The sequence below is a fragment of the Cytobacillus praedii genome (assembly GCF_001439605.1).
GTDB classification, from domain to species: Bacteria; Bacillota; Bacilli; order Bacillales; family Cytobacillaceae; genus Cytobacillus; species Cytobacillus praedii.
Genome location: NZ_LMBX01000023.1, coordinates 1 through 17046, shown reverse-complemented (window position 1 = coordinate 17046; position 17046 = coordinate 1). Strand labels below are relative to the sequence as shown.

Here is a 17046-nt window from a genome sequence, read left to right as displayed (position 1 = left end):
TCCTTTACTTTCTGACTTTAGCTTTTTTGCTTCTATTTCTGAGTGCCCTTTGTTTTTTAATAAACGATATAACTTAGAACATAAACAATTCATTTATTAGGCGTTTGTCTCAAACCTAATTCATCCAGTAAGCATAATTTGGTATATAAATAGAAAAGGAGGGGCTTTTATGCATGTTGAAGATGGAATGAATGATTTAAGAAGACCATTTGGATTCCGTCCAGGTTTTGGTTTTGGCAGACCTGGATTCGGCAGGCCTTTTGGTTTTGGATTCGGAAGACCTTTTGGTTTTGGATTTGGGAATCCTTTTTTGGGCGGGTTTGTAGGAGGACTTGCGGCAGGTGCATTGCTTAGTCCGTTTGGTTATCCTTACTATCCGCCATATTATCCATATTACCCTTATTATCCCTATTACTATTGATTGTTAACAGTATTTTTGAGTTCAGATATTTTTTTTGCGTTGTTTTTATCGACTTGAAATGTTAGAGGCTCTTATGCGTTTGCATAGAGCTTCTTTGTTTTTATTGTAAAAATTGAGGCTATTAAATGAATTGATCAACCATGTATAATTTGTATATGGAACATTTAGGGAAATATGAAAGGATAAGGTTAGATGGAGAATGAAGATTATATAAAAAGAATAGGAAAAGTTATTCAGTTTATTGAAGAAAATTGTTTTCGACCTATTAGCCTTGAAGAATTAGCCAGTATCTCTAGCTTTTCAAAATATCATTTCTCTCGAATATTTACTTCCATCGTGGGTCTTACTCCCATCGCATTTGTAAACCAAAAACGTCTACATAAGGCGGCGGTTTATTTGATAGAAACAAAAAAGACGATTCTCGAAATTGCTAGTCTTTGCGGTTTTGAATCTGTATCTAACTTTAACGCGATATTCAAAAGACATTTTAACAAAACGCCAAGCGAAGTAAGGAAGGAATTTAAAGAAAATAGCAATTTTCCGTTACAACTCAGCAAAATTCAGGAAGAGTTATCCAATCCTCTTATTTACTATAGAAGTAACAAAAATGATTTTCTAAGGAGGGTTTGGAAAATGAATATTTCTATTAAGGAGCTTCCTGAATACAAAGTTGCCTATATCAGACATATTGGAAGTTATTTGGACACGCATCATGCCTGGAGTAAATTAGGAAAGTGGGCAGAACAAAACAAGCTTTTTTCAACTGATCAGTATTTTATTGGTATTTCTTTAGATGACCCGACTATGACAGATGAATTTGCATGCCGCTATGATGCATGTGTAACGATTCCAATTGATTTCAATAAAAATGATCAGAGTGAGGTACTGTTTAAACAGCTGCCTGGCGGGCTTTATGCATTATATCCGTTCTACGATACGATAGATAAGTTTGCGATTACCTATCAAAGTTTATATGGACAATGGCTTCCGAATAGTGAATATGATGCGGATGATCGTCCTTGTTTAGAGTTTTGTATGAATAACCCAATGAATGACCCGGAAGGCAGATGCAAGGTAGACTTATACATTCCGATCAAAAAGAGAATTTGAATACTAAGAGGGATGAAAGTGGTGAGCAGCGTTGATGAGTATAGAAGCTATTTTCAATGAATTTCCTATATTGAAATCTGATCGTCTTATTATGAAAAAAATTGAAGAAAATGACCTCGAAGGTGTATTTGCTATTTACAATAATGAACGTGTATTCGAATATTGCGGGATTATTCCTAAGCATAATAAAGATACAGTGAGAAAAATGATAAGTCATTTTGAACGTGATTACATAAAGAGAACAAGAATTAAGTGGGGTATTTTTATAAATGATGAGCTGGCTGGAATTATCGAGGCTTTTGATTTTAATCAAAAAGTAAATATGTGTACAATCGGCTACTTTTTAGAAGAATCTTATTGGGGAAAGGGGATCGCAACGGAAGCCGTTAAAATTTTGTTAGCCTTTCTGTATAACGAGGGAAATGTGAATAGAGTACAGGCGGAGGTCATGCCGCAAAATGAGAGTTCAAAAAAGGTTTTGCTGAAAAATGGTTTCATGTACGAGGGTACTTTACGGCAAGCAACATTGTGGTCAGGGAAAGGAATCGTCGATTTAGAAATATACAGTATTCTAAGAGAACAATATATAAAGTAAGCACTTGACCATACAGAGAAGGAAGATAATAAAAAAATTCAAGATGCTGATACTTTCTCTGCAGGAATTGGCAGTAGCAAGATTCAAAAAACGGATGCCCCTATCCCTATAGATGATGGGTAGGGGCAAATAGTAAAACATTTAGCTAGTTAATAATTTCAGAAAAATTAAAAAATAACTTGAAATAAACTGGCTAGTCGGTTTATTATATTGATAATCAATTTATTCCAGTTTTTGTTTTTGGAGGGAATCGTTTGACGCCAATTGTATCTGAAGAATATAAGCAAAAGAAGAAAAGAGAAATTTTAGACAGTGCATTAGATTGTTTTGCACAAAAGGGATTTCAAGTGGCAACGATTGATGACATTGTTAAACGTTCAGGAATTAGTAAAGGAGCCATCTATAATTATTTTAAGAGTAAAGATGAAATTTATTTAGAATTAATGCGTGAGCAGACTGAAACGAGCAATGCGAAATTACTAGAAAAGCTAAGCAATCTTAGAACCGCCAGAGAAAAACTAATCTATCTTTTTGGGGTTTATATAGGAATGGATCCCTATAAAGAAGATAAAAGAAAAATTATTATCGTACATTTGGAATTTACATTAAATTCGTCTAGAAGTGAAGAAATTAATAAGATTCTCAAAGAGAGAGGGCGTAAATTCTTTATTCAAATGATTATAGAAATAATAGAAGAAGGTCAAAAGTTAGGCGAGTTTCGAAGAGATCTTGAACGTCAAGTGATCGCTAATATGTTTTGGACGTTAATGGACGGAGCTATGCTGCATACGATCATCAATAATGAATACCCTTATACTGAAGTGCTGGATAACTATCAAAAGATGATTCTTAACTATTTAGAATGCTGATCAATTACATAAAGCTAAATGTAAAACAGTTTATGTTCATTCGATTTACAACTGTTTACACTTTTCATATGACAAGATTTTGGGGTGAAATGTGATGGAAGGTAACATTAGAAAACTTGAAAAAGAGGAATTTCCAAGCTTTGTTGAAATTGTCGTAAATGCCTATCCAGGAACAACGAAAAATACTGCTGAATTTAAGCAAAAATATGTTGATAGTTTAGTATCCATACAAGAGAAAGTTGATACGGTTCATTTTTATGGATTGTTTCGCAAAGATCAACTAATTGGAGGCATGAGAATTCATCATTTTACGATGAATGTGTATGGCAAACTAATTGAAGCGGGCGGAGTAGGTCTTGTCGCGGTTGATTTGCTTCACAAAAAGGAAAAGGCTGCGAAAGATCTTATCGATTATTTCATTTCTTACTTTAAAGAAAAAGGAAATTCAATCGTCATGCTGTATCCTTTCAGACCTGATTTTTATAAGAATATGGGCTTTGGCTATGGGACAAAGATGAATCAATACCAAATTGAACCGGTTAGTTTTCCAAAGGCAGCAACAAAAGAAGGATTAATGTACTTAGACTCATCTCATCAAGAACTGATAAAAAGCTGTGCAAATCGATTTGCCCGTTCGACTCACGGCATGATTCTGAAGACGGATCATGACCTGGATATTTTGTTCAAAAACCCTGATCACAAACTAGTTGGATTTATGGAAAATGGAGAACTGCAAGGCTATATCGTCTTTACTTTTAAAAATGCAGATAACGAAAACTTTTTAATGAATAATTTGATTGTTAAAGAGTTCATTTATGAAACACCAAAGGCACTTACCCAGTTATGTCATTGTTTACACACACAGGCTGACCAAGTGAACCGAATCATTCTGAACACGCCAGATGATGATATTGAGTTTTTAATAAGTGAATCGAGAAATGGGAGCAATCACTTAATTCCTAGTGTTTATCATGAAACGAAGACATCAGGAATCGGTCTAATGTATAAAATAATTGACGTTCCTAAGTTTCTATTACATCTACCTGCTGAGCATTTCCCTGAAAAGGCTTATAAGCTTGGGTTAATTGTAAGAGATACATTCCATTCGGATGAATCGCAAAAGTGGATGCTTTCTTTTGAGAAAGGGAAGCTAACAGTAGATGAACATGTACTAAATAGTACAGATGTTGAACTAGAGCTTGATATTTCGGATTTATCTTCTATGGCTATGGGAGCAGTAAGTGCAGATAAATTGTATCAGTATGGGCGATTAAACATAAATAAACCGGAAGATTTAGCTGTAATCAAGCGATTATTCTCGTATTTACAAAAACCAACTTGTACGAAAGCATTTTAAGTTAATGACTATGACAGGGAGGATAAGCAATGATCGAAATAAAGAGATTAAAAGATTGTACGATTGAAGAAGGCGTAGAGGCATGGAATACAGGATTTGAGGGGTATTATTTCGATGCAACTACAACAGCAGATAAATTCATAACTAGATTAGTACAGGAGGGTTTATCACCCAATCTTTCCATTGTAGCATTCTTGGACAAAAAACCAATTGGTATTATAAAAAATGGAATTCGTGAGTTTAATGGACAGAAATTAGCTTGGAATGGAGGCACTGGCGTTGCCTTAGAACTAAGGAAAAAAGGGATAGGGAAGATGTTAATGGAAGAAACCTTGTCCATCCTTAATAAGGAACAGGTAGATTATGCTTCATTAGAGGCAATAAGTGATAATTCCAAAGCCATTTCATTATATGAAAAGATGGGGTATGAAATAGTTGATCACTTAGAATATTTGGGATTAAATGGGCAATTGGATCGTAGTTATTCTGCGATTCCATTAGTTAAATACAGAGTAGATAGAGCCGTTCCGCAGCAAATAGGATTGATTCCATTCTATAAAGGGATGAATCCTTGGCAGACACAGTGGCAAAGTGCAAAGGATGGAGAGGCAATAATTGTAAAAGACTTGGATGGAAATCAAAAAGGGTATGCTTATTTTCGAAGATCATTTAATAATGAGGGAAAGCATCTAAATACAGTTTTATATCAATGTGAAGTGGAACCAGAACTAGAACGAAAGGATGCTGAGCAATTAACGAGATACTTAATTAATGAGGTGTTTCGATCGTTTACTGACGATATTAATCGTGTCATCCCAAATTTACCGATTGCTCAAAGTGCATTAACCCATTCTGTTTTAAAAGAAATTGGATTTAAATCAATGACTGAGCAAGTTTATATGATAAGAAAAATGTAAAGGATTAAAACCTTATTCATTACAAGGGCAGTTGTGTAAGAGGGGGAAAGAATCCGATTCGTCTTATAGAATTAGAATGCTGGCTGATAAATAAATTTATGCGTAAAATAACTGAACCGATTTTCATAGGATATTCTTTTAAATGCGAATAGGAATGAATCTAACTACTTGTGCAGATACTATTGTTGATTCGTAATAAAAGGAGAGATACATATGCCAAAAGCAAAGCAGTATGTAGACCAAGGAATATCAACGGTTCAAGAAACGGTTCAGACATTGGAGCAAGCACTTAGTAATGCAGAAAAGCAAGAAAACAAAAGCAAGATTCAAGAAGCAATTAATTCCCTAAATTCTGCACAGCAGCAATTATCTGGTTATCAAGATTAACTCTAAATAGCCATACTATGTGTTTTTTAGAAATGAATATTGTTACCACTAATTGTTCAATATTATCCAGCATTTAGACCGCTAAGCTGAATTCAAATAATTCACTCATTATATTGTTGCGTTAGTATTCATTTAGTGGTACTATTTAATTTGTAATTTGATATTGGTCACATGTTACTGATACGATCAGGCATGGTGGTAAATTTGGAGGAGCTATATGCTTTTTCATTTACCTCCATGCCTTTTTTTGTTATGTCAGCTCAATTAACCTGAATACTAAACTTTTTTTAACGATAAGAATGTTATAACTTTGGAGTTAGAGAATTGTCTAGCGCAAGCGTCCTATCGCCTATCAAACTTGAGGCCCCCTCCGCAACGATTGCGTCAACATCGGTTTGCTCTCGCTCACCGTGTTTCCTATAGCTCAGGCGGAGACCTTCTGCGTTTGTACGGCGATGACCAAGGCGCTTCCGCTTTTCGATATGTCTAGCTCCAGCGCCTATCGCCTATCAAACTTCAGGTCCGCTCCCTACGATAAGTCAACATCGAATCGCTCTCGCTCTTCGTGTTTCCTTTATCGAAAGAACCGGTCCTTCCAGTTTGTACGGCGATGACCAAGGCGCTTCCGCTTTTCTTACTATTAGTTAGATATATAAAGGAGATAATAAATATGCTATCAAGATTATTCAATAAACGTAAATTACAAATACTCGCACCTGTTAAAGGGGACATGCTTTCACTAGAACAGGTTCCAGATCCAGTGTTTAGTGAAAAAATGATGGGTGATGGGGTTGCAATCATGCCAGAAGATGGAGGGATCCATTCTCCAATCGAAGGAAAGGTCATCCTTATAGCGGATACAAAGCATGCAATCGGTATCCGGGCAAATGATGGGACAGAGATTCTTATTCACGTTGGTTTGGAAACGGTATCATTACAGGGGAAAGGTTTTGAAACGCTAGTTAAAATGGGAGACTCCGTTTCAATTGGCCAGCCTCTAATTGAAGTTGATTGGAACTTTATTAAAGAAAATGCCGCCAGCATTATAACACCCATCATCATTACAAATAGTGCAGAGAAACAAATTGAGCATCAGCCTATTCAAACATGCATCCCTGGTAAGACTGTTTTAATGACAGTTACTCCTAAGTAATAGGTTTTCCATTTTAAGTTTAGAGGGGGGGATTCAAGATTAAAATTAAAAAGGTTCTTAATAATAATGCGGTTCTCGTACTTGATGACGGGAAGGAAAAAGTAGCAGTTGGAGCTGGGATTGCTTTTAATAAGAAACGAAATGATATTGTTAATGTAAATAAAATAGAAAAGTTATTTGTCATGCGAGAAAATGACAAGCTCGAACAATTGTTAATCCGAATTCCTGAAGAACATTTTACGATATCAGAAGAAATTATTACGTATGCTGAAAGACATATGGGTACCAAATTAAATGAGCATATTCATATAGTTCTAACAGATCATCTTTCATTTGCTATTGAAAGGGCACTAGATGGCATTGAAATAAATAACAAGCTATTGCATGAAATAAAGATACTATATCAAAAAGAATTCGAAATTGGTCTTTGGGCATTAAAACATATAAAGGAAGTTTGTCAGGTAGACATGCCTATTGATGAGGCTGCTTTCATCGCTCTTCATTTGCATACGATGAAACCGCATGGAGGTGATCTGCATCAGACGGTTCGGCAAACTGCAATTATAAGAGACATGGTTCAATCGATAAAGAATCATTTATCCATCGCTGTAGAGGAAGACGATATTTCTTATCACCGCCTTATTACACATCTACGGTTTACATTAACCAGGCTGAGTCAATATGCACCTCATTCGATGGATGAAGAAATGATTGTCATGATTCAAAAGAAGTTTCCAGTTTCATATAATTGCGCAAAGGAAATTGCAAAAGATTTACTAAAGTTACATGGCATTAACCTTCCTGAACAAGAGCTAGGATATATCACACTTCATATTGAACGGTTGAGGAAGCGATAAAGTCAGCATAGAAAGCAATTATATATTTTTCATTAAACTAAAAAAGAATAGGAGTTGATTCTATATGAAGAAATATCTGCAAAGGCTTGGCGGTTCATTAATGCTTCCAGTTGCAGTTTTGCCAGCAGCTGCCATCTTGATGGGAATAGGCTATTATATTGACCCAACTGGCTGGGGTTCAGGAAATGTATTGGCAGCTTTTTTAATAAAAGCAGGCGGTGCCATTCTTGATAATATTCCGATTTTATTTGCAGTTGGTGCAGCCTTAGGATTGGCTAAGGAAAAGGATGGATCTGCTGGATTAAGCGGTTTGGTCGCCTTTTTAGTTGTGACGACGATGCTATCAACGAATACAGTTGCCTTATTAACAGGTTCAGAAGTTGAGAGTGTAGATCCGGCTTTTGGAAAAATAAATAATGCGTTTATTGGGATTTTGTCAGGTATGATTGCAGCAGCGATGTATAATCGTTTTAGTCATGTGAAGCTGCCAGACTTTTTAGCTTTCTTTAGTGGAAAACGTCTCGTGCCAATTATGTCCTCCGTGTCAATGTTAGTCATTTCTGCATTATTATTTTTTATTTGGCCGATTGTTTACGGCGGATTAGTTTCATTTGGTGAAGGGATCAGCGGCTTAGGTGCTGCAGGTGCTGGGCTTTATGGATTCTTTAATCGTTTATTAATCCCAACAGGCTTGCACCATGCTTTAAATGCAGTATTTTGGTTCGATACTGTTGGAATTAATGATATTGGAAACTTCTGGAGCAGTTCTGGTGAAAAAGGGATTACGGGCATGTATCAGGCTGGATTCTTCCCAATTATGATGTTCGGATTACCAGCTGCGGCATTAGCGATGTACCATACGGCTAAAACAAAGAGGAAAAAACAGGCTGCTTCTTTAATGCTTGCAGCGGGATTTGCTGCCTTTTTTACAGGGGTAACAGAGCCTCTTGAATTTTCATTCATGTTCCTAGCACCTGCCCTTTATGTTGTCCATGCATTGTTAACAGGACTTTCATTGTTTATTGCTGCTTTATTCCATTGGACAGCAGGATTTGGATTTAGTGCGGGACTTCTTGATTTCTTGTTAAGTTTGCGTATTCCAATTGCAAATATGCCTTTAATGCTGCTCCTTCAAGGGTTGGTATTTGCTGTTATTTACTATGTGTTATTCCGTTTCTTAATTACAAAATTCAATCTGAAAACTCCAGGCAGAGAAGATGAAACAGAAGAGGAAACAAAAGAAGAAATTGAGAATCCTTCGGAGAATAAATTCAGTGCAATGGCAACAAAAATATATGATGGCTTAGGTGGAGACGATAACGTCGTTTCAGTCGATAATTGTGCAACACGCTTACGCGTAGAGGTGAAAAATATGGACAAAGTGGACCAAAATAAAATTAAATCCACAGGTGTCCATGGGATTAAAGTGATAGGATCAGAAAGCATTCAAGTCATCGTAGGTACAAATGTTCAATTTGTTGCTGACGAAGTAAATAAAATCCGTAAAAATAGATAAACAACCATACAAGGATAAAAGTCTATAACCTATAAAAACTGTTTAATTAGGATGAAATCTATATTAAACAGTTTTTATATGGACTTTGTTATCCTCACGATAGATAAAATATTTGGGGGCTATATCAATGGAAAGATCATTTAAAATTACTGCATCTGAGGGAATTCATGCTAGACCTGCTACATTATTAGTATCCTCGGCAACACCTTATAAAGCTGATGTTCAATTAACCTATAACAACAAGTCGGTTAATTTGAAATCTATTATGGGCGTGATGGCTCAAGGGATACCAGCTGGAGCAATTGTTACGATTTCTGCAGAAGGTCCAGATGAAGCTGAATTACTTAATAAAGTGGAAGAAGTCATGGTAACGCAAGGGCTTGGCGAAAAATGTTAGAGATTAACGGAGTAGCTGCCTCAAATGGGATTGCCCTGGCAAATGCATATTGTCTAGTAGAACCCGAGTTGTCCTTTGAAAAATATGAAATAACAAATATAGAAGCTGAATTGGACCGATTAAAATCAGCAATTAGTAGAACTAAGCTTGAACTAGAGGAAATTCGTGATTCTGCCATGCTTAAGTTTGGAGAAGAAAGAGCAGCTATTTTTTCTGCTCATTTATTAATACTTGAGGATCCAGAAATTATTTCAGCGCTGGAAGCAAAAATAAATGAAAAGGTTAACGCGGAATTTGCGCTTGATGAGATAGCTAGCATGTATGCCCAATTGTTTGAATCGATGGAAAATGAGTATATGAAGGAGCGGGCTGCTGATATTCGAGATGTGTCCAAGCGGTTATTAGCACATTTATTACAAATAGAGTTACCAGATTATAGCCGTATATCTTCGGAAGTCATTATTGTTGCTGAGGATTTAACTCCCTCTATTACCGCGCAGTTAGATAAACAATATGTGAAGGGTTTTGTTACTGATATTGGTGGGAAAACCTCACACTCAGCCATTCTTGCAAGAGCAATGGAAATTCCTGCAATTGTTGGTACAAAGACAGCAACGAAGACCATAAGTCATGGTTCTCCAATGATAATTGATGGATTGAATGGAAAAGTGGTCGTACATCCAACAGAAGAAATACACGAATCTTATCGTTTATTAGAAAGAAAGCAAAGAGAAGAAAATGAGTTACTAAAAAAATACATAGAACTTCCAAGTATGAGTGCTGATGGTCATTCTGTTGAAATTGCTGGTAATATTGGGAAACCAGAAGATGTCGATGCTGTTTTGAAAAATGGCGGAGAGGGTATTGGGCTGTTCCGTACTGAGTTTTTGTATATGGATCGCGATGAATTACCGTCAGAAGAGGAGCAATTTAATGCCTATAAAACAGTATTAACAAAGATGGCGGGAAGACCAACAGTTGTTCGTACATTAGATATTGGCGGTGACAAGGAGCTTCCATATTTAAAGCTTCCTGCTGAAATGAATCCTTTTCTAGGCTATCGCGCTATTCGATTATGTTTAGAACAAACAGAAATTTTCCGCACTCAATTGCGTGCACTTTTACGAGCAAGTGTGTATGGAAACTTAAAAATTATGTTTCCGATGATTGCAACTTTAGATGAATTTAGAGCAGCAAAGGCTTTATTGCTGGAAGAAAAGCACAAGCTAGCGGATGAAGAGATAGCAGTTTCTGAACAAATTGAAATAGGGATGATGGTTGAAATCCCATCAGCAGCAGTGATTGCTGATTTATTTGCGCAAGAAGCAGATTTCCTATCTATTGGGACGAATGATTTAATTCAATATACATTAGCAGCAGACCGAATGAATGAAAGAGTTTCTTATTTGTATCAACCATATCATCCTGCGGTGTTAAGACTGATAAAAATGGTCATCGATGCTGCCCATAATAATGGCAAATGGGTAGGAATGTGCGGAGAAATGGCTGGGGATGAAATAGCTGTTCCCATTCTATTAGGACTAGGATTAGATGAATTTTCAATGAGCAGTTCATCAATTTTAAAAACACGAGGCTTACTATCCAAACTATCAAAGGAAAAACTAGCTGAACAAGTGAAACAGATATTACTGTTAAAAACTTCTTCAGAAGTAGAGCAATATGTAAAAGAGGTTCTTAATTAAAAGACTAGATAGTGCTTTTTATAAATAGTTCGAAATTTTCCCATCTTAAGAGAGGCTATCGTGGTTGATGATCCATCACGGTAGCTTCTTTAATAAAGGAGAATTGTTCGTTTGATAATACTAAATGTGCTCGTCTTAAGAATATGAGGTGATTAATAATGATTCTAGAAGCCTGTGTGGAGAACTTTAATAATGTTCCTGAAGTAATAAAAAGGGGGGCCCATCGAATTGAACTCTGTGACAACCTTTCAGTTGGGGGTACTACTGTCAGTCATGGAGTAGCTGTCAGAACTATTCAATACTGCAAAAGCAATCATGTTAAGGTTATGGCGATGATTAGACCGAGAGGCGGAGACTTTATATACTCTTCAGAAGAAATCGCGATTATGCAAAATGATATTGATCATTTAAAAGGACTAGGTGTCGATGGTGTCGTGTTCGGATGTTTGACTGACACAGACTGGATTGATGAGCTTGCAATATCCACACTATTAGACTGTTCGAAGGGGTTGGAAGTAGCCTTTCACATGGCTTTTGATCAAATTAACACCAACTACCAATTGAAAGCGATTGACTGGTTAGCAAGCCAAGGGGTAAATCGAATCTTAACTCATGGAGGACCAAGCTCTACACCAATCAATAATAACTTTAATCGGTTAAAAGAGTATTTGGACTATGCCTCAGATAGAATAACGATCATGCCTGGCGGGGGAATAACGAACCAAAACCTGGATTATATTAAAAGTAACTTAAAGATAAATGAAGTGCACGGAACAAGAATTGTTGGATAAGTATCACAGACCATTTAATTAAGAAAAACATTCTGTGTTCATTACTTATAGTAAGGATGAGAAAATATGGACAGCCATGAACGGAATAGACTTATTCTGAAAAATATTGAGATTTATACAGAAGCAGGAGTCATCAATAATGGATTTATTAAAATAGATACTGGGAAGATCACAGAAATAGGCTGCATGTCGGAATTGACTGAGATAGAAGACTATCATGAAATTGCGATGCTTGATCCTTATACTGTTATTCCAGGTCTAATTGATGTTCATATCCATGGTGTAGACGGTTCGGATGTTATGGATGGTACAAAAGAAGCTCTAGATAGAATGGCAGCTGCACTTCCAAAAGAAGGAACAACAAGCTTCCTTGCAACAACGATGACGCAATCAGAGGAAGCCATTCAACATGCACTAATCAATGTGGCGGAATACATGGATACCGAGTTATTTGCTAATAAGGCAGAAATTTTGGGTATTCATCTAGAGGGTCCATTTGTAAATAAAAAGATGGCAGGGGCGCAGCCGATTCAATATATTATCAAGCCAAATGTAGATTTATTCAAAAAATGGCAGGAGCTATCCAAGGGGAACATAAAGCTTGTTACACTTGCTCCTGAAGTCGATGGCTGTCTTGAACTTATTCATTATTTAAGAGATACAGAGGTAATCGCCTCGATTGGTCATTCACTTTCGACTTATGAAGAAACAATGGAGGCGATTAATGCTGGAGTCACGCATGCTACCCATCTGTTCAATCAAATGAGTGGCCTTCATCATCGAGAGCCGGGCGTAGTAGGAGCTGTTTTTCTTCAGGATGAATTAAAAGCAGAGCTTATAGCAGATGGCATACATAGTAAACCTGAAATAATAAAATTGGCATATAAAATAATTGGTCATGATCGGCTGATTTTAATTACTGACTCAATGAGAGCAAAATGCTTGAAAAACGGCACGTATGATTTAGGTGGACAAGATGTAACTGTTCAAAATGGGAAGGCAGTTTTAAGTGATGGGACGTTAGCAGGCAGTATTTTGAAAATGAGTGGAGCATTGAAAAATATGATTTCTTATACAGGGTGCACACTTTCAGATGTTATTCAAATGGGATCGGCAAATCCAGCCAAGCAACTAAATATTTATGATAGAAAAGGCAGTATTGCTGTTGGAAAGGATGCAGATTTAGTCATTTTGGATAAAAATTACGAAGTGAAGATGACATTGTGCAAGGGTTTAATTGCCTATGATAAGGAAGGATTACATACGAATGAAAATCATTAAAGTGAAAGATTACGAAGAATTAAGCAAACACGCTGCTTCCTATTTAATTGAAAAGGTCCGAAAAACACCGAATATGGTACTTGGCCTTGCAACTGGAGGGACATCTGAAGGAATGTACCAAAATATGATAAACGATTACAAGGAGAATCAGACTTCTTACAAAGGGATAACTACCTTCAATTTAGATGAGTACATTGGACTTGACGGCGATAATGAAAATAGTTATCGATTCTTTATGGATACTCATTTATTTAATTATCTTGATATCGATAAATCAAAAACCCATGTTCCTCGTGGCGATGGGAAGGATACTTTGAAAGAATGTGATACATATGAATTATTAATAAAAGAGCACGGAGGAATTGATCTTCAGTTACTTGGCATAGGCGGGAATGGTCATATTGGCTTTAATGAACCAGGCTCGTCATTTCAATCAAGAACCCGAATTATTGAACTGGCTGATTCGACACGGCAAGCCAATGCTCGCTTTTTTGAACGGCTTGAGGATGTACCTGCACTTGCCATTACGATGGGAATTGCGACAATTATGGAAAGTAAAGAAATAGTGCTGCTTGCATCAGGAGAAGGGAAAAGAGAGGCGATAAAAAGGTTACTGCATGGAGAGGTAAGTGAAGATTTTCCTGCTTCGATATTAAACAAGCATTCACATGTGACTATTATTGCTGATGAAGCAGCGCTAACTGGCTTAAACTAGGAAGTATATTATCTGGAATAGAATAAAGAAATAACAAAACGTCCCTATTCTTATATAAAAAGAGGAATAGGGACGTTTATTTGTAAGTTAAAATTCAACTCGTATAGTTTCACCGTCATTAATCTTTTCATCCTTTTCGCTGAAAACATCACTTGTCATTATCTCAATGGAATTAACAGTTGATTCTTCAATAATGAAGCCAAGATTGCCCTTCTTCATTCCGTTTGGCGCAATTTCCCCATTTAGATCTTCTAAGTAAATATCATCTTCAAATGTTACCTTTTCGCCAGGGCTTGTATTTACTATGGCAATTGGTGCAAATTTAAGCGGCTGATTAGATGTGTTTTTTATTTCTACAAAGAACTTTACAAAGTCAAATTCTTGATCATGTGTATAGGAATGATAGAAATCAATTAAGCTATAATCAGGTTTAAAGTGGAGAATCTTTGCCTCTTTGATTGCTAATTCAATTGAACCGATTTTAAATGTACGACTGTCATGCTCTGCTGCCTTAACCTTCAGCTCGCCGCGATTATCGCGGGAAAATTGCCCGACCTCTTGAAGCAGCCTGTCATCTGATACTTGTGGGTTAAGAACGTAATCAGAATAGTAACTTGGAATTGTATTGTTTGCACTCGTTTTTGCTGCAACAGACTTTTCATCGTTAATGGAACAGCCGGTTAATGTCATTAATAGTAGAGACAGATATATGATTTGTTTCATGGCAGTACCTCCTTCCATTTTTACAAAGAGTTCCCGTTGGTATAAGCATTCAACGGGAACTTGTTCTGACCAAACTTATTTATCATTTATTTCAACTTTTGCTTGAAGTAAATCAAAGATAATTTTTGCATGATCCGTATTGTCTAGCTGACCTGCAAACTTATTACTTGCTGGTCCAAATGCATAAACGGGTACATCTTCACCTGTATGTCCGCCAGTTGTCCAACCAGTATAGGAACGCTTATTAAAGATGTTTTCAATTGCATTATCGATTTCCGTGAAATCATTCTTTTTAGCAGCATCTTTAACAGATTGAATTTCTTCAGCTTTTAATTTTAAATCGATATACTTATTTAATGTTTCCTCAACATTCGCACCTTTGGCAATCAGTTCTGCCATATAATCAGGTGTACGTTTTGCTGCTTTAATTGGCTCAGGGAACCAGTTATAGATTCCATCTGCCCCAATTGAAAATCCGCCAGTTGAATGATCAGCCGTTGCAACAACTAGTGTATTTTTGTCCTTTTTGGCAAATTCAATAGCAGCCTGGAATGCTTTTTCGAAGTCCTCCATTTCGCTCATCGCACCTACGATATCATTGTCATGGCCAGCCCAATCAATTTGGCTTCCTTCAATCATAAGGAAAAATCCATCTTTATCTTGCTTTAATCGGTCGATCGCTGATTTTGTCATTTCCTCTAATGAGGGTACATCTTTATCACGGTCAATCATCTTTGGCATGCCTGCAGGGGCGAATAAACCAATAACCTGTTCGTCCTTGGACTTCAATAATTCATCGCGATTCGTTACATAGCGAAAGTCATCCTTTTGAAATTCTTTTACAAGATTGCGATCTTTTCGCACAAAAAGATCTGTCCCTCCTCCTAAAAGAACGTCAATTTTATGTTTCCCGTTAATAAGCTCGTCATAATAATCATCAGCAATAGCATTCATATTTTTACGGCTGACATCATGTGAACCGAATGATGCAGGGGTAGCATGGGTGATTTCTGAAGTTGCAACAAGTCCTGTTGCTTTTCCTTTTTCTTTCGCTGCCTCTAAAACTGTTTTCACTTCTGTTCCATCATTATCCACTGCAATCCCATTATTATATGTTTTAATTCCAGCTGCCATAGCGGTTGCAGCCGAAGCGGAATCTGTAATGTTTTGAGCTGGATCCTCCGGATAAGTCATTTGCTGGCCGACTAGATAAGGGTCAAATGCTGTTTCCTCAGCAAATTTTGTTTTAGGATCATTTATTAAGGAGCGGTAAGCAGAAGTATAGGATACGCCCATTCCATCTCCAATTAGGAAAATAACATTTTTGGCTTTCCCGTTGCTTTGGTTATTTTCCTTAGCTTCGACGGTAGAATATGAACCAGAAAAATTTAAGCCTGCAAGTGCAACAGAAGATACAACTGCAAAAGGTACTAGTTTTCTAGTGAATTTTTTAATAGACATTTTTTCCCCTCCCGATTTTGATTACGAGATTAGTATATATTTGAAATATTAAGGAGAAGTGAAGGGAAGGTATGAGTATTGTAAAGATTAGTTGTGGGAAGGGTGAATCTTAAGAAACTATTGATTTGGTATTCCTTTATTAAGAAATGCAAGCGTTTTAGTTTGGTAACAGTGGAACAGTTATCTAATAAAAATTCGATGGAAACATACTTAGATACAAAGAAAAGGGTCCTTCATCGGTGTTATGAAGGACCCGATAAGCTCAGAAAATGGGGAAATGGTCGTTCATCCGGGTTATAAGGCCCCAACAAGCCCAGAAAATGAGGAAACGGTCACTCATCGGGGTTATGAAGGCCCTGATAAGCTCAGAAAATGAGAAAACGGTCGTTCATCGGCGTTATGAAGACCCCAACAAGCTCAGAAAATAAGAAAACGGTCGTTCATCGGGGGAATGAAGACCCCAACAAGCTCAGAAGATAAGAAGAACGGTCGTTCATAGGTGAAATGAAGGCCTCAACAAGCCCAGAAAATGAGGAAACGGTCGTTCATCAGGGGGATGAAGACCCTGACAAGCTCTGAAAATGAGGAAACGGTCGTTCATAAGGGAGATGAAGACCCCGATATGCTCGAAAAATGAGAAAACGGTCGTTCATCGGGGGAATGAAAGCCCAAATAAGCCCAGAAAATGAGGAAACGGTCGTTCATCGGGGGATGAAGAGATAAAGTCCATATAATTGTGTAAAAAGAAAGAGTCATTTTATTCACTCTTGGCAACACTGTTTTCAGCGACGAT

17 protein-coding genes are annotated in these 17046 nt (G+C 36.9%); 15 read left to right on the top strand and 2 right to left on the bottom strand.

All coding sequences use genetic code 11. The features are described from left to right. Positions 1 to 169: 169 nt before the first annotated feature. The 15 genes from ASU02_RS20005 to nagB all read left to right on the top strand — a co-directional run bounded on the left by ASU02_RS20005 (position 170) and on the right by nagB (position 14069). Positions 170 to 421, top strand: coding sequence for a hypothetical protein (locus tag ASU02_RS20005; RefSeq protein ID WP_057766931.1), 252 nt, complete (start codon positions 170 to 172; stop codon positions 419 to 421). Positions 422 to 613: 192 nt separating this feature from the next. Then, the gene (locus ASU02_RS26060) at positions 614 to 1531 is read left to right on the top strand and encodes an AraC family transcriptional regulator (RefSeq protein WP_082631873.1); all 918 of its coding nucleotides are present in this window, start codon (positions 614 to 616) and stop codon (positions 1529 to 1531) included. 34 nt (positions 1532 to 1565) lie between these two features. Beyond that, positions 1566 to 2126, top strand: a complete 561-nt coding sequence (locus tag ASU02_RS19995) for a GNAT family N-acetyltransferase (RefSeq protein WP_057766929.1) — start codon at positions 1566 to 1568, stop codon at positions 2124 to 2126. Positions 2127 to 2380: 254 nt separating this feature from the next. Continuing rightward, complete coding sequence (locus ASU02_RS19990) at positions 2381 to 2995, top strand: TetR/AcrR family transcriptional regulator (RefSeq protein ID WP_057766927.1); 615 nt, start codon at positions 2381 to 2383, stop codon at positions 2993 to 2995. A 94-nt stretch (positions 2996 to 3089) separates the two neighbouring features. Further along, positions 3090 to 4352 carry a GNAT family N-acetyltransferase gene (locus ASU02_RS19985; RefSeq protein ID WP_057766925.1) on the top strand — a complete coding sequence of 421 codons (1263 nt, stop codon included), beginning with the start codon at positions 3090 to 3092 and terminating at the stop codon, positions 4350 to 4352. Positions 4353 to 4381: 29 nt separating this feature from the next. Next, on the top strand, positions 4382 to 5269 hold the full coding sequence (locus ASU02_RS19980; RefSeq protein WP_057766923.1) for a GNAT family N-acetyltransferase: 888 nt from the start codon (positions 4382 to 4384) through the stop codon (positions 5267 to 5269). Positions 5270 to 5482: 213 nt separating this feature from the next. After that, positions 5483 to 5656 (top strand): hypothetical protein, encoded by a 174-nt coding sequence (locus ASU02_RS26745; protein WP_165571561.1) that lies wholly within the window; start codon positions 5483 to 5485, stop codon positions 5654 to 5656. 670 nt (positions 5657 to 6326) lie between these two features. After that, a complete protein-coding gene (locus ASU02_RS19975; protein WP_057766921.1) occupies positions 6327 to 6809 on the top strand; it encodes a PTS sugar transporter subunit IIA in 483 nt (160 codons plus the stop codon). Between the two features lie 38 nt (positions 6810 to 6847). Beyond that, positions 6848 to 7666 carry a PRD domain-containing protein gene (locus ASU02_RS19970; RefSeq protein WP_057766920.1) on the top strand — a complete coding sequence of 273 codons (819 nt, stop codon included), beginning with the start codon at positions 6848 to 6850 and terminating at the stop codon, positions 7664 to 7666. Positions 7667 to 7730: 64 nt separating this feature from the next. Further along, on the top strand, positions 7731 to 9182 hold the full coding sequence (gene nagE, locus ASU02_RS19965; RefSeq protein WP_057766918.1) for an N-acetylglucosamine-specific PTS transporter subunit IIBC: 1452 nt from the start codon (positions 7731 to 7733) through the stop codon (positions 9180 to 9182). 127 nt (positions 9183 to 9309) lie between these two features. After that, positions 9310 to 9579, top strand: coding sequence for a phosphocarrier protein HPr (locus ASU02_RS19960; protein ID WP_057766916.1), 270 nt, complete (start codon positions 9310 to 9312; stop codon positions 9577 to 9579). Continuing rightward, positions 9573 to 11282 (top strand): phosphoenolpyruvate--protein phosphotransferase, encoded by a 1710-nt coding sequence (gene ptsP / locus ASU02_RS19955; RefSeq protein WP_057766914.1) that lies wholly within the window; start codon positions 9573 to 9575, stop codon positions 11280 to 11282. Before ASU02_RS19960 ends, ptsP begins: the two co-directional genes overlap by 7 nt. Positions 11283 to 11437: 155 nt before the next feature. Continuing rightward, on the top strand, positions 11438 to 12073 hold the full coding sequence (locus ASU02_RS19950; protein ID WP_332307653.1) for a copper homeostasis protein CutC: 636 nt from the start codon (positions 11438 to 11440) through the stop codon (positions 12071 to 12073). A 66-nt stretch (positions 12074 to 12139) separates the two neighbouring features. After that, on the top strand, positions 12140 to 13354 hold the full coding sequence (gene nagA / locus ASU02_RS19945; RefSeq protein WP_057766910.1) for an N-acetylglucosamine-6-phosphate deacetylase: 1215 nt from the start codon (positions 12140 to 12142) through the stop codon (positions 13352 to 13354). Continuing rightward, a complete protein-coding gene (gene nagB / locus ASU02_RS19940; protein ID WP_057766908.1) occupies positions 13341 to 14069 on the top strand; it encodes a glucosamine-6-phosphate deaminase in 729 nt (242 codons plus the stop codon). The genes nagA and nagB overlap by 14 nt, the downstream gene beginning before the upstream one ends. 87 nt (positions 14070 to 14156) lie before the next feature. Here nagB and ASU02_RS19935 read toward each other — a convergent pair whose 3' ends face one another. Continuing rightward, on the bottom strand, positions 14157 to 14792 hold the full coding sequence (locus ASU02_RS19935) for a DUF4352 domain-containing protein (protein WP_057766907.1): 636 nt from the start codon (positions 14790 to 14792) through the stop codon (positions 14157 to 14159). Between the two features lie 75 nt (positions 14793 to 14867). Further along, positions 14868 to 16253 (bottom strand): alkaline phosphatase, encoded by a 1386-nt coding sequence (locus tag ASU02_RS19930; RefSeq protein WP_057766905.1) that lies wholly within the window; start codon positions 16251 to 16253, stop codon positions 14868 to 14870. Positions 16254 to 17046 lie beyond the last annotated feature (793 nt).